Raw genomic sequence first — 13,050 nt, 5'->3', positions numbered from 1 at the left:
GGGACCGGCCCGGGAAAGGCTCAGCCCTGGCTGCCGGCCTGCACGGCACCGGCGCTGGCGACTGGCCTGTGCCAGTCGCGTGCATCGACCACCACGCCTTCCTGCAGGCGTTCCTGGCCCTCGACCACCACTTTCTCGCCCGCCTTCAGGCCAGAGCGCACCAGCCATTGGCGGTCGACGCTGCCGTCCACCTCCAGCGTGCGGATCACCGCCTTGCCGTCGCCGCCGATCACCCACGCATAGGCCTGGCCACCGGCGCTGTGCAGGACCGCCTGCTGCGGCACGGTCAGGGCACTGGCCGGCGCGCCGCGTGGCACCCTCGCGCGCACGTACATGCCAGGCAGCAGCTGGCGGCGTGGGTTGTCGACCACGATGCGGAGGATCACGTCTCCCGTTCGCGCATCGACGTTGACGCCGGAAAACAGCAGCGTGCCGCGCTCGGGCAGGGGCTTGCCAGCGGCGCCGATGATCGTCATCGGCAGTTCGCCGGCATCGCCCGCACTGCGCTGCAGCGATTCCAGCTGCGCGGCGGGCTGCCGCACATCGACGTAGACCTGGTCGATCTGCTGCACCACCGCCATGGGCTCGGAATCGGCCACGTCGACCAGTGCGCCTTCGGTCACCAGCGCCTGGTCGATGCGACCGGCAATCGGTGCGCTGACCGTCGCATGGCGCAGGTCGAGCTGGCGACGCGCCAGGATGGCGCGTGCCTCGTTCACGGCGGCACGGGCCTGTTCGTACTCGGCGCTGGCGTCGTCGCGATGCTGCTGGCTGACCGCCTGCGCGGCGGCCAATGCATGCAGGCGCTGCGACTGAACGCGGCTGCGGGCCAGCGCGGCCTCAGTGCGCTGCAGCGCGGCCAATGCCGAATCGACATCGGCACGGAACGCCGCCGGGTCGATCTGGAACAGGGCCTGGCCGGCACTGACTTCCGCGCCCTGTTCGAACAGGCGCCGCTGCACGATGCCGCCCACCTGGGCTCGGATCTGCGCGGTGCGCACCGCCGCCACGCGGCCGGGCAGTTCGTCATCGCGCTGCACCACCTGCGGACCCACGCTCACCACGCTGACACGCGGCGCCGGTTCCGGGGTGGCTTCGGGGGAGGAGCAGGCCGTCATGGCCAAGGCAAGGGCCGCGATCAACGCGACCGGAGTCCTGAAGGTTCTCATTGCTGTGCACAATGCCGCGCAGGCGGCGGATAGGTTCTGAAGCGCGCAGTGTGCGTGGCGATGATGGGGTTTCGATGGAGGAAGTGTGGAGATACGATGGAGGCAAGCACCTTACGGCCCCGCCCTGCATGCATGCCTCACCCGCCCTCGCCGCCCTCGTCCTGATTGTCGAGGATGAGGTCGAGATCGCCGACATCCTTACCGCCTACCTGGAACGCGAAGGCCTGCGTACCCTGCGTGCCGCCGATGGCCACAGCGCACTGGACCTGCATCGCAGCGCCCGCCCCGACCTGGTCCTGCTCGATGTGCAGCTGCCGCGCCTGGATGGCTGGAGCGTACTGACCCAGCTGCGCCAGCGTGGCGAGACGCCGGTGATCATGCTGACCGCATTGGACCAGGACCTGGACAAGCTGACCGCGCTGCGGATGGGCGCCGACGACTACGTGGTCAAGCCGTTCAATCCGGCCGAGGTGGCCGCACGCGTGCGCGCCGTGCTCAGGCGGACGTTGCGGGCCTCGCGGGTGGATGCACCCACTGCGCTGCGGGTCGGCCCACTGCTGATCGATTCGGCCACCCATGCCGTGCACGTCGAGGGCGAAGGCTACAGCCATGAAGTACTGCTCACCCTCACCGAGTTCAAGCTGCTGCACTGCATGGCGCTGGCGCCCACGCGCATCTTCAGCCGCAGCGAACTGATGCATGAATGCCTGCCGGAAAGCGAAGCACTGGAGCGCACCGTCGACAGCCATGTCAGCAAGCTGCGCCGCAAGCTCGACGAAGTGGGCATGGTCAACGTACCGGCCAGCGTGCGCGGCGTCGGCTACCGTCTGATGGCCGACCGCTGATGGCCCGCCTGCGCCGCTCCGGGCTCAGCCGCCACATCATCGTGTCGATGTCGCTGATGGTGATCGGCGTCATCGTGATGATGATCCTTTCGTCGTGGCTGCTGTATGCGGTGCTGGTCGAATTCTTCCCCGGCAGCACCGAAGAGCCCGAAAGCTGGCTGCCAACCGGGCCGGAGCTGGCATGGATGGTCGGCGTGATCCTGACCGGACTGGCGCTGGCCCTCGCTGCTTCATTCCGCCTGGCCCATCGCATCCTGTCGCCGTTGAATTCGGTGGTGGACAGCGTGCGCGCGCTTGCCGGCGGCGACCTCGGCGCACGTGCCAGCGCCGAGGAGAATTCCCCCGGCGAAGTGGCCACCCTGGTCGAGGATTTCAACGCAATGGCGCGCCGCCTGCAGCACATGGAGAGCGAGCGCGCGATGTGGCACGCGGCCATCGCCCATGAGCTGCGCACGCCGGTGACGATCCTGCGTGGTCGCCTGCAGGGGCTGGCCGAGGGTGTGTTCCAGCCGGACGAGTCGCAGTTCCGCAGCCTGCTCGCGCAGGTCGAAGGACTGTCGCGCCTGATCGAGGACCTGCGCGTGCTGAGCCTGTCCGACAATGCACGGCTGGATGTACGCCGCGCACGCACCGACGTGGTGGCCGAGGTGCACTCGGTGATGACGTTGGTCGACCCGCAGTTCCGCGCCGCCGGTTTCGTGCTCGAACTGGAAACCAGCCGTGAGGAGCACAACGCGCACTGTGATCCCACCCGCCTGCGCCAGGCATTGCTGGCATTGCTGGAGAACGCGCGCCGCTATGCCAGCACGGGCAAGGTGCGCATCGCCGTGCATGACACGCCGGGCCACGTGCAGGTGGCAATCGAGGATGAGGGCCCGGGCATCGATCCGGCACTGCACGCGGACATCTTCACGCCGTTCACGCGCGCCGACGGCTCGCGCTCACGCCAGGGCGGTGGCAGCGGGCTGGGCCTGGCGGTGGTCAAGGCGATTGCCGATGCGCACGGTGGCCAAGCCTACTGCACGCCGGGCAGCGCCGGCGGCAGTCGCTTCGTCATCGAACTGCCGCGCCAGTAGCCGGAGCCGCGGCCTGTGCCCGCAGCCGTGCACCGAGCGCGGCCAGGTTCGCGTCGATCGCATCCATTTCTTCGCGTTGCCGCACCGGCAGCTGCTGGCGCAGCCGCGAACGCAAGGCCTGCCATGCCGGTACGGCCTGTGCGCTGGCCGTGGCCACGGCCGTGGACAGCAGTGCCTGCTCGTCGGCCAGCGGCAACCCGTAGCCGCCGTCCTGCAGCAGCGTACCCGGGCGCAGCCATTGCCCGCCCTGCTCCAGCAACGCGCGCAGGCTGCGGGTTGCTGCGCTGTCCGGCGCCGCCAGCAGCTGCCGCTTGAGCACGTCGCGCGCGCGCAGCTCGGCGCGCCGCTGCGCAGCCTGTTCCAGCAGCAGCAGGCCGGCGCTGGCGCGCAGGTCACCCTGCAGCAGCCACGGCGCGCGCTGCCGTGCCGGCAGCTTCAGCCAGCCGTGCACATCACGGGCGGGCAAGGCCAGCTGCGCCGCCGCCACTGCGAACAACTGCTGGTAGTGGTCGCGCGCCGAAGCGAAGTAGTACCCCTGCGCCTGCGCTGCGCTGCGATCGGCCAGCACGCGCTCATCGAGCGCATCCAGCCGTACCAGTCGCCGTTTCAGGCCACGCGGGCTCAGCTGGGCCAGCCCGGCCTCGCCCAGCCGTGGCGCACCCGCCTGCAGCAGCTTCGCGGTTTCCACTGCGCAGTTGTTGCTGACGAAGTAATAGCGCCCGTCATAGCTCCAGTGCACCTGGGCGGTCCGCTCCAGAAGGCTGGCGATCTCCTCGCGGTGCAGCCGCAACGGCAGCGACTGCAGCCCGCGCAGTTCCACCTTGGTGTACTCGTCCACCACCTGCTGCAGCGGCAGCACGAACAGGCGCGACGGGTAGCCGCCGGTGAGGCCGCGCCAGTTGGATATCTGCACGTCGCCGACGAAGGCGCGGAAGGACAGCACGCGGTGATGCTCCAGGTCCAGGCGGCAGTCCGGTCCCGGCACGCGGCCCGGTTTGCAGATCACCAGCCGCAGCATGCTGTGGCCCCAGCGGCTCATCGGCTGCGCACTGCCTTCGGCGAACAGGTAGTCCACGGCATAGACGCGGGCGGGATCGAGCTGCAGCAGCGATGCCGCGCCCTCTTCCGATTCGGCCTGCAGCAACGGCAACGCTGCGGCACACTGCGGTTGCGGCAGCGAGGGCGGCGCTCCGAAGTGGGCCTGGTACCACTGCGCCAGCGCCGGGCGCCGGCAGGCGAACGTGCTGTCGAGCACGAAGTGCTCGGCGTTCACCGCCAGGTATTCGGCGGGGTCCTTCAGTTCATAGGCATCGGGGCTGCGGTCACGGAAATCGTTGTCGCCACGACCGAGGTGCCAGGGTTTGCGCTGCCAACCGGCCAGGTCACGCCAGCGCGCACTGCGCGACCAGTTCGCGCCGCCGCGGTCGGCAACGTGGGTCAGCTCATGCACCAGCGCGCTGCGTCGCGCGCGCCGCGCACCCGGCACCGCCTCGTCCAGCAGGTCGCGGCGCAGCGCGATGCGCCCGCCGAAGGCACGGCCATGTACATCGACCGGCAGGTCATCGCTCCAGCGCACCTGGACCTGCGCCGGCAATGCGCGCAGCAGGCCCTCGGGCAGCAATGACTGCACATCGGTGAGCGTCTGCGACGCCACCTGCCGTTGGGCGGGGCTCAACCCTGCCGGGTCCAGCTGCAGGCGATCAGCTGCGTGCGCGACGTGGGCGGCCAGCAGTAGAGCCACGCCATGCGTGGCGGCGTTCCGTACAGATGTCATGCAGTTGCCGGCCAGCGGCCAGCACTACCCGAAGGCCGGATCAACGCGCCAGCAGTGAGCGGGCCAGTTCCAGGTCGCTCTGCTGCTGCGCGGCGGCGCTCTGCTCACGCAGGTGGGCCAGTGCGGCCTGCAGGCGGGCGCCGCGGATCTGGCCGTCGCTGGCGACGAAGGCAGCGGCGTCGTCGCGTGCCGCCAGCACCACCTTGTCGTCACCCGAGCTGCTGCCCGAGGAACCGGAGGAGGCGCCGGTCGCCGAACCGGCCGAGGTGCCGGCGAAGCTGGAAGCAAAGCCGGCCAGCGGCAGGGACAGCAGGGCGAGCAGCAGGATCGGACGGGTCATCGGTTCGAAGCCGGTTGTGAGGATGCGTGGAGCGTAACGGGTGCGTGAAGGATTTGCCCGGTTCAGGCGTCAAACAGCTTGCCGGGATTCAGCCGCGCTTGGGGATCGAACGCGCGTTTGACCGCCTTCATCAGCGCGATCTCGGCCGGGCCGCGGGTACTGTCCAGGTAGCCCTTCTTGACCAGGCCGATACCGTGCTCGGCCGAGATGCTGCCATCGAAGCGCGCCAGTACCTGCGCCAGCAGCTTGGTCACCTGCTCGCACTGCGCGACGAAATCGGCGTCGCTGGTGTCGTCGGGCTTGAGCACGTTGATGTGCAGGTTGCCGTCGCCGATATGGCCGAACCAGACCACGTCGAAATGCGGGTAAGCCTGCCCGATCAGTGCCTGGGTCTCAGCCAGGAACGCCGGCATCGCCGAGATCCGCACCGAGACATCATTCTTGTAGGGCTTGTAGCGCGCCAGCGATTCGGTGATGCCTTCGCGCAGGCGCCACAGCTGGGCGGCCTGGGCGTCGCTGGCACTGATCACCCCGTCGCTGACCCACCCGTTGCCCATGCAGTCCTCGAAGGCCGCCATCGCCGCCGCTTCCTGCGCTTCGTCGTTGGCGGCGAACTCGGTGACTACGTAGTACGGATGCACCTCGTCGAACGGTGCCTGGGCGCCATGCGCCAGCACGTGCTCCAGCGCCCGGTCGGTAAAGAATTCGAAGGCCTGCAGCTGCAGCCGCGCGCGGAACGCGGCGAATACCTGCATCAGCACTTCGAAGCTGGGCAGCGCCAGCAGCATCACGTTGCTGGCCGGCGGCGGATCGGTCAGCTTCACCGTCGCTTCGACGATCACGCCCAGCGTGCCTTCCGAACCGATCAGCAGCTGGCGGAAGTCATAGCCGCTGGAGTTCTTGATCAGGCCCTTGTTGAGCTCCAGCAGTTCGCCGCTGGCGGTGACCACCTTCAGCCCGGCGATCCACTCGCGGGTGTTGCCGTAGCGGATCACGCGGATGCCGCCGGCATTGGTGGCGATGTTGCCGCCGATCGTGCACGACCCGCGCGCGGCGAAGTCCACCGGATAGATCAGGCCGTGGTCCAGCGCGGCGTTGTGCACGGCCTCCAGCGGCATGCCGGCCTGCACCACCAGGGTGCGATCGACCGCGTCGTAGGCCAGCGCCTTGTTCATCCGCTCCAGGCTGAGCACCAGCTCGCCATTGGCCGCCACCGCGCCACCGGAAAGGCCGGTGCGGCCACCGGACGGCACCACGGGCACGCCCTCGCCCGCGCTCCAGCGCATCACCGCCTGCACTTCCTCGACCGTGGCCGGCAGTGCGATCGCCAGCGGCGCCGGCGTCCAGCGCCGGGTCCAGTCACGCCCGTAATGCTCCAGGTCGGCCGGGTCGGTCTTCAGCTTCAGGCCGGGACAGGCCTGCTGCAGCGAGGCAATGCGGGAATCGGTCATGACGGTCCAGCGCGGTGCGTGAAGAACGGGCAAGCGTGCCAGCGGCACGCGCCAGCGTCCAGCCCCGCAGCCGTACAGATAGCTACGGATGCAACCAATTGCGCACTGCACCATGGGCGTTGCGATCTGGCATAGTGGTCAGCCCCTGTCCCACTGGCCGTGTTGCCCCATGTCGCCGAAGAAGACCTCGTTCCCCAAGCAGGATATCCGCGTGCTGTTGCTGGAGGGGGTCAGCCAGACCGCCGTGGAGGTGTTCAGCGCCGCCGGCTACAGCCAGATCGAGGCGCACACCAAGGCACTGCCCGAGGACGAACTGAAGGCGCGCATCGCCGAGGCGCACATCGTCGGCATCCGTTCGCGCACCCAGCTCAGCGCCGAGGTGCTGGCCGAGGCCAAGCGCCTGATCGCGGTGGGCTGCTTCTGCATCGGCACCAACCAGGTCGACCTGGACGCGGCCGAGCTGGCCGGCATCCCGGTGTTCAATGCGCCCTACTCCAACACCCGCAGCGTGGCCGAGCTGGTGATCGCCGAGGCGATCATGCTGACCCGTGGCATTCCGCAGAAGAACGCCGAGTGCCATCGCGGCGGCTGGTCGAAATCGGCCAGCGGCAGCCATGAGGTGCGTGGCAAGACCCTGGGCATCATCGGCTATGGCCACATCGGCACCCAGGTCGGCGTGCTGGCCGAATCGCTGGGCATGCAGGTGATCTTCCACGACGTGGAAACCAAGCTGGCGCTGGGCAATGCGCGTGCCGCGGCGAGCCTGGACGACCTGCTGGCCCGCGCCGACATCGTCACCCTGCACGTGCCGGAGACCCCGGCCACGCAGTGGATGATCGGCAGCACCGAGCTGGCGAAGATGCGCAAGGGCGCGCACCTGATCAACGCTGCGCGCGGCACCGTGGTCGACATCGATGCGCTGGACGCTGCGCTGGCCAGCGGCCACGTCGGCGGTGCCGCGCTGGACGTGTTTCCGGTCGAACCGAAGGGCAACGGCGATATCTTCGAGTCGCCGCTGACCCGCCACGACAACGTGATCCTGACCCCGCACGTGGGCGGCAGCACGCTGGAAGCGCAGGACAACATCGGCGTGGAAGTGGCGGCCAAGCTGGTGCGCTACAGCGACAACGGCAGCACGCTGTCGGCGGTCAACTTCCCGGAAGTGACCCTGCCCGAACACGAGGACAGCCTGCGCCTGCTGCACATCCACCAGAACGTGCCGGGCGTGCTGTCCAGGGTCAACGAGATCTTCTCGCGCCACAACGTCAACATCGACGGCCAGTTCCTGCGCACCGACCCGAAGGTGGGCTACGTGGTGATCGACATCACCGCCAGCGAGGCGCAGGCCGCCGCCGTCCGCGACGAACTGGCCGCGATTCCGGGCACGCTGCGGACGCGCATCCTGTACTAGATAAAAGGGGACGGAGGGGATTAAGTCGTTTATGCATTAACGACTTAATCCCCTCCGTCCCCTTTTTTCAACGTGCCAGCCAGCGGCGCGCCATGCGCTGCATGGATTCATCCGACGCCGGGTCGGCCGCGACCTCGGTTACCGGCCGCCAGGCCAGGTCCAGCGATTCCTCGCTGAGCACGAATGCCTCGCCACCAAGCGCCCGGATCACGAAACGCACGTCGTAGTGCCAGTGCCCCGGCACGTCCTTGCGCTCGGGAATCCAGTGCTTGTCCAGATCGAAAATGGCCGGGTCTTCCAGTACCAGCCCGCTCAGACCGGACTCCTCCTCGGCTTCCTTCAGCGCCACCCGGGCCAGGTCGCGGTCACCGTCGGCGTGGCCGCCCAGCTGCAGCCAGCGCTGCAGCTTGCGATGGTGGGTCAGCAGCAGGCGCTGGCCGTCGGCGCTGACCAGCCAGCAGCTGGCGGTGAAGTGGCCGGCCAGCCGCTCACGCAGGAACGGATCCTGCGAATCATCCAGCAATGTGCCGAATTCGGCAGCCAGGGCGTCGTGGGCGGGTTCGCGGCGCGCGTAGTCCCGGAGCAGGCCGCGCAGGCGATCGTCAAGCGCGGCAAGGGTTTCGACGGTCTGGCTCATGAATGGGGGCAGTTCGGAAAAATACTGCTCATTATCGCCGTTCATTGTTGCGATTGCGCTTGTGCGTTGGCTTCAGCTTTGGCTAAGGTACAGCGGGCCGTTCGCACGGCCTTCACCATTCAAGGCAGCCGGCAACGTATCGGCCGCCCACCCCATCCGATCACTAGGAAGTACTGCATGCTGAAAGCTCTGTTGAGGGTCAAGCCGGTCGAGCCGGCCGGGCACGTCGATGCCGGCGAACCCATCGAAGGCAGCCTGGACGGCGAAGCCACGTTGAAACGGACCCTCACGGCTAAACACCTCATCCTGCTGGGCGTGGGTGCGGTGATCGGCGCAGGCATCTTCGTGCTGACCGGCCAGGCCGCAGCCAACCACGCGGGCCCGGCGGTGATGCTGTCGTTCGTGCTGGCCGGTTTCGCCTGTGCGCTGGCAGGCCTGTGCTATGCCGAGTTCGCGGCGATGATGCCGGTCTCCGGCAGTGCCTACTCCTATTCCTATGCCACCCTCGGCGAAGGCATGGCCTGGTTCATCGGCTGGTGCCTGGTGCTGGAGTACCTGTTCGCCTCGGCGTCGGTCGCGGTGGGCTGGTCGGCCTACCTGATCAGCTTCATCACCACCACGCTGCACATGCCCTTCCCGGACCTGCTCAGCGCCGCGCCCATCGCCTGGACCGGCAGCGAGTTCGTCTCCTCCGGCAAGCTGTTCAACCTGCCGGCGGTGCTGATCGTGGCGGCGGTATCCGGCCTGCTGTACGTGGGCGTGACCCAGTCGGCGTTCGTCAACGCGATCATCGTGGCGATCAAGGTCACCGTCATCTGCCTGTTCATCGGCATCGGCGCGGCCCACATCGACCCGGCCAACTGGCACCCGTTCATTCCGGAAAACACCGGCGTGCCGGGTGAGTTCGGCTGGAGCGGCATCTTCCGCGCCGCCACCATCGTGTTCTTCGCGTACATCGGCTTCGATGCGGTCTCCACCGCTGCCGGTGAAACCAAGGACCCGCAACGCAACATGCCGATCGGCCTGCTCGGCTCGCTGGCCGTGTGCACCATCGTCTACATCATCGTCTGTGCGGTGCTGACCGGCATGATGCCGTACCACCTGCTGGGCACCGACAAGCCGGTGGCCACCGCGCTGGAGCCCTACCCGACCCTGTCCTGGCTGAAGACGTTCGTGGAAGTCGGCGCCATCGCCGGCCTGTCCTCGGTGGTGCTGGTGATGATGATGGGCCAGACCCGCATCGCCTACACCATCTCCCGCGACGGCCTGCTGCCGAAGTTCTTCGGCAAGGTCCATGCCCGCTTCCGCACCCCGTACGTCGCCACCATCGTGGTCGGTGTGATCGCTGCCGCGCTGGCCGGCCTGGTGCCGCTGAACGTGCTCGGCGAACTCGTCTCGATGGGCACCCTGCTGGCCTTCGCCACCGTCTGCGTCGGCGTGCTGGTGCTGCGCTATACCAAGCCGGACCTGCACCGCCCGTTCCGCGTGCCGATGGTCTGGATCATCTGCCCGCTCGGCGCGGCCACCTGCCTGTTCCTGTTCTGGCAGGCGTTCGTGGTGCACTGGCACCTGTTCGTTGGCTGGACGCTGCTCGGCCTGCTGATCTACCTGGGCTACGGCATCCGCAACAGCAAGCTCGCCAAGTCGCCCTGATCCGCCTTCGGGCCGGCCTCGCGCCGGCCCGTCCGTTTTCCCGCGCGCCGCCCATGGCGCGCTTCGACAAGACCACCACACATGTTCAAGCAACTGTGGGCCACCAAGCATCCACATGCCGCCCATGAAGACGCCAACGGCCTGAGCCTGCGTCGCCACCTTGGCCCCTGGGGGCTGACCGCGCTCGGCATCGGCGCGGTGATCGGCGGAGGCATTTTCGTCATCACCGGCCAGGCCGCCGCCAACCACGCCGGCCCGGCGATCATGCTGTCCTTCGTGCTGGCCGCCATCTGCTGCGCCTTCTGCGCGCTGGCCTATGCCGAATTCGCCTCGATGGTGCCGGTCTCCGGCAGCGCCTACACCTACACCTACGCCACCTTCGGCGAGCTCTCGGCCTGGTTCATCGGCTGGATGCTGGTGCTCGAGTACGGCGTCTCCGCCTCGGCGGTGGCGGTCAGCTGGACCGGTTATTTCCTCAGCCTGCTCAGCCAGTTCGATATCCATCTACCCGCAGCCCTGGTCAGTGCCCCGCTCGACGCGCAGCTGCGCCCGACCGGCGCGATCGCCAACCTGCCCGCCGCCGCGCTCGTGCTGCTGCTGACCTGGCTGTGCTACGTCGGCATCAGCAAGTCCTCGGCGATGAACATGGCGATGGTCGTGCTCAAGACCGGCCTGATCGTGCTGGTCATCGTGGTCGGCTGGAAGTACGTGGACACCAGTAACTGGACTCCGTTCATCCCCGCCAATGAAGGCCCCGGCAAGTACGGCATGGAAGGCGTGCTGCGTGGCGCGGCGATGGTGTTCTTCGCCTACATCGGTTTCGAGGCGGTATCGGTGGCGGCGCAGGAATCGAAGAACCCGCAACGCGACATGCCGATCGGCATGATGCTGTCGCTGGTGATCTGTACCGTGCTGTACATCGCGATGGCCGCGGTGATGACCGGCCTGGTGCCGTTCCAGCTGCTGGGCACCGATGAGCCGGTGGTGACCGCGGTGGCGGCGCATCCCCAGCTCGGTTGGCTGCGCTGGGTGGTCGAGGTCGGCGCGCTGGTCGGCCTGTCCTCGGTGGTGCTGGTGATGATCATCGGCCAGCCGCGCATCTTCATGATCATGGGCCGCGACGGCCTTCTGCCACCGGTGTTCACCCGGATCCACCCGAAGTACCGCACCCCGCACATCAACACCGTGATCACCGGCATCGGCATCGCGCTGCTGGCGGCGCTGTTCCCGCTGGACATCCTCGGCGAGCTGACCTCGATGGGCACGCTGATCGCCTTTGCGGCGGTGTGTGCCGGCGTGCTGATCCTGCGCCGTACCCAGCCGGACCTGCCACGTCCGTTCCGCATGCCGATGGCGTGGCTGATCTGCAGCCTGGGCGTGCTGAGCTGCCTTGCCCTGCTGTCGGCGATGACGATGCACAACTGGATGCTGATGGGGGTGTGGACGGTCGTCGGTTTCGTGATCTATTTCGGCTACGGCTTCCGGCACAGCCGCCTGCGGGGTCAGTAAGGGGATGGCAGGGCCTGCGGCCCTGCGCCCGCTGGAGCAACGTCAACAGCAACAGCTGGACTGAGGGCTTGGCGGGACGGGTTGGGTTCGCGGGAGACGCCGTAAACCCATCCCTGGGGGCTTGGCCGCGGCATCCATGCCGCGGACACCCCCGCGAACCCAACCCGCCCCACCTCCGACAGTCCACCGGCGCGTCCAGTAGATCCACGCCATGCGTGGATGAAGCGTTCTCATGAACGAATGTTCCGGAATGAATATTTCTGTCGAGCGGAGCCATGCTCGGCTGCGAGCAAGCGCAGCGAAGCGACCCGCTTTTCGCTTTTCCTTCTTCACTCCGTGGCAGGCCGCGCGCGGAACCTGTCAGAGGCGGGGCGGGTGGGCCGTGCAGGGGCGTTGGCGCCATGGGTGGCGCCATCGAGCTTACAGGGACGTACTTGCAGCGTCCCCTGCACGGCCCACCCGCCCCGCCCCGCCATGAACCGCTCTACACGACCCGCCACGAGGGGCTCAGCCGTTGGCCGAATCCAGTAAAATCGCCCGCATGAACGCCCCCACCTTCCCGTACGACACCGCGCGCCTGAGCGAACTGGCCCAGCTGCTGATCGACAACGTCCGCGAACTGGCCCAGGCCGGCTGGACCCCGGCCACCAGCAGCAACTTCTCCCACCGCCTGGACGACCGCCACGCGGCGATCACTGTCTCCGGCAAGGACAAGGGCCGCCTGATCGAGGACGACATCATGGTGGTGGACTTCGATGGCAAGGCCGTCGGCCGCCCGCTGCGCCCCTCCGCCGAAACCCTGCTGCACACCCAGCTGTACCGCCGCTTCCCGGAAATCGGCTGCGTACTGCACACCCATTCGCCGGTGCAGACCATTGCCTCGCGCCTGTACGCGCCGCAGGGTCATGTGCACCTGGAAGGCTACGAACTGCTGAAGGCCTTCGCCGGCAACAGCACCCACGAGATGGCCATCGACGTGCCGGTGTTCGCCAATACCCAGGACATGAACGTGCTTTCGCAGCAGGTCGATGACCTGCTCGACCGGCAGAACCTGTGGGGCTACCTGATCGACGGCCACGGCCTGTATGCCTGGGGCCGCGACATGGCCGAGGCGCGCCGCCACCTGGAAGCGTTCGAGTTCCTGTTCCACTGCGAACTGGAGCTGCGCAAGCTGCGCAGCTGAAC

Annotated in this window: 11 protein-coding genes; 6 read left to right on the top strand and 5 right to left on the bottom strand. The window is 67.9% G+C overall.

The annotated features are described in order from the left end of the window. Positions 1–20 precede the first annotated feature (20 nt). Positions 21–1,169, bottom strand: a complete 1,149-nt coding sequence (locus NSQ78_RS10305) for an efflux RND transporter periplasmic adaptor subunit (RefSeq protein WP_339208553.1) — start codon at positions 1,167–1,169, stop codon at positions 21–23. 128 nt (positions 1,170–1,297) lie between these two features. Here NSQ78_RS10305 and NSQ78_RS10300 point away from each other — a divergent pair, with 128 nt between their 5' ends. Together NSQ78_RS10300 and NSQ78_RS10295 are read left to right on the top strand one after the other, a co-directional pair. Continuing rightward, a complete protein-coding gene (locus NSQ78_RS10300) occupies positions 1,298–2,014 on the top strand; it encodes a response regulator (RefSeq protein WP_049468695.1) in 717 nt (238 codons plus the stop codon). Further along, entirely contained in the window at positions 2,014–3,090 is a 1,077-nt protein-coding gene (locus NSQ78_RS10295; protein WP_064238399.1) for an ATP-binding protein, read from the top strand. The genes NSQ78_RS10300 and NSQ78_RS10295 overlap by 1 nt, the downstream gene beginning before the upstream one ends. Here the strand turns inward: NSQ78_RS10295 and NSQ78_RS10290 are convergent. The 3 genes from NSQ78_RS10290 to NSQ78_RS10280 form a co-directional block, all read right to left on the bottom strand. Beyond that, positions 3,068–4,864, bottom strand: coding sequence for a DUF4105 domain-containing protein (locus NSQ78_RS10290; RefSeq protein ID WP_064238396.1), 1,797 nt, complete (start codon positions 4,862–4,864; stop codon positions 3,068–3,070). The genes NSQ78_RS10295 and NSQ78_RS10290 overlap by 23 nt on opposite strands. A 40-nt stretch (positions 4,865–4,904) precedes the next feature. Next, entirely contained in the window at positions 4,905–5,204 is a 300-nt protein-coding gene (locus NSQ78_RS10285) for a DUF2388 domain-containing protein (RefSeq protein WP_049468701.1), read from the bottom strand. Positions 5,205–5,266: 62 nt separating this feature from the next. After that, on the bottom strand, positions 5,267–6,655 hold the full coding sequence (locus tag NSQ78_RS10280) for an FAD-binding oxidoreductase (RefSeq protein ID WP_053462684.1): 1,389 nt from the start codon (positions 6,653–6,655) through the stop codon (positions 5,267–5,269). 169 nt (positions 6,656–6,824) lie between these two features. Between NSQ78_RS10280 and serA the strand changes: the two genes are divergently transcribed. Beyond that, positions 6,825–8,066: a phosphoglycerate dehydrogenase gene (gene serA, locus NSQ78_RS10275; protein ID WP_005416356.1), complete on the top strand. Its 1,242-nt coding sequence runs from the start codon at positions 6,825–6,827 to the stop codon at positions 8,064–8,066. A gap of 67 nt (positions 8,067–8,133) precedes the next feature. On the opposite strand, the gene NSQ78_RS10270 is transcribed toward serA, so the two are convergent. Then, on the bottom strand, positions 8,134–8,748 hold the full coding sequence (locus NSQ78_RS10270; RefSeq protein ID WP_080473125.1) for an NUDIX hydrolase: 615 nt from the start codon (positions 8,746–8,748) through the stop codon (positions 8,134–8,136). A gap of 132 nt (positions 8,749–8,880) precedes the next feature. On the opposite strand from NSQ78_RS10270, the gene NSQ78_RS10265 reads away from it, so the two are divergent. The 3 genes from NSQ78_RS10265 to NSQ78_RS10255 all read left to right on the top strand — a co-directional run bounded on the left by NSQ78_RS10265 (position 8,881) and on the right by NSQ78_RS10255 (position 13,048). Next, positions 8,881–10,356, top strand: coding sequence for an amino acid permease (locus NSQ78_RS10265; protein ID WP_057495087.1), 1,476 nt, complete (start codon positions 8,881–8,883; stop codon positions 10,354–10,356). 81 nt (positions 10,357–10,437) lie between these two features. After that, a complete protein-coding gene (locus tag NSQ78_RS10260; protein WP_064238390.1) occupies positions 10,438–11,865 on the top strand; it encodes an amino acid permease in 1,428 nt (475 codons plus the stop codon). A gap of 541 nt (positions 11,866–12,406) precedes the next feature. Then, positions 12,407–13,048, top strand: coding sequence for a methylthioribulose 1-phosphate dehydratase (locus tag NSQ78_RS10255; RefSeq protein WP_049464316.1), 642 nt, complete (start codon positions 12,407–12,409; stop codon positions 13,046–13,048). Positions 13,049–13,050 lie beyond the last annotated feature (2 nt).

The sequence above is a fragment of the Stenotrophomonas sp. FSL W7-1447 genome, from assembly GCF_037966425.1.
Classification (GTDB): Bacteria; Pseudomonadota; Gammaproteobacteria; order Xanthomonadales; family Xanthomonadaceae; genus Stenotrophomonas; species Stenotrophomonas pavanii.
This window is presented reverse-complemented; position numbering and strand designations above follow the sequence as displayed.

What these genes read in the sequence shown, in the direction of transcription:
- NSQ78_RS10260 (WP_064238390.1), top strand. Translation starts at nt 10,438, where the DNA reads ATGTTCAAGCAACTGTGGGCCACCAAGCATCCACATGCCGCCCATGAA.
- NSQ78_RS10280 (WP_053462684.1), bottom strand. Translation starts at nt 6,655, where the DNA reads ATGACCGATTCCCGCATTGCCTCGCTGCAGCAGGCCTGTCCCGGCCTG.
- serA (WP_005416356.1), top strand. Translation starts at nt 6,825, where the DNA reads ATGTCGCCGAAGAAGACCTCGTTCCCCAAGCAGGATATCCGCGTGCTG.
- NSQ78_RS10285 (WP_049468701.1), bottom strand. Translation starts at nt 5,204, where the DNA reads ATGACCCGTCCGATCCTGCTGCTCGCCCTGCTGTCCCTGCCGCTGGCC.
- NSQ78_RS10270 (WP_080473125.1), bottom strand. Translation starts at nt 8,748, where the DNA reads ATGAACGGCGATAATGAGCAGTATTTTTCCGAACTGCCCCCATTCATG.
- NSQ78_RS10255 (WP_049464316.1), top strand. Translation starts at nt 12,407, where the DNA reads ATGAACGCCCCCACCTTCCCGTACGACACCGCGCGCCTGAGCGAACTG.
- NSQ78_RS10305 (WP_339208553.1), bottom strand. Translation starts at nt 1,169, where the DNA reads ATGAGAACCTTCAGGACTCCGGTCGCGTTGATCGCGGCCCTTGCCTTG.
- NSQ78_RS10295 (WP_064238399.1), top strand. Translation starts at nt 2,014, where the DNA reads ATGGCCCGCCTGCGCCGCTCCGGGCTCAGCCGCCACATCATCGTGTCG.
- NSQ78_RS10265 (WP_057495087.1), top strand. Translation starts at nt 8,881, where the DNA reads ATGCTGAAAGCTCTGTTGAGGGTCAAGCCGGTCGAGCCGGCCGGGCAC.
- NSQ78_RS10290 (WP_064238396.1), bottom strand. Translation starts at nt 4,864, where the DNA reads ATGACATCTGTACGGAACGCCGCCACGCATGGCGTGGCTCTACTGCTG.
- NSQ78_RS10300 (WP_049468695.1), top strand. Translation starts at nt 1,298, where the DNA reads ATGCATGCCTCACCCGCCCTCGCCGCCCTCGTCCTGATTGTCGAGGAT.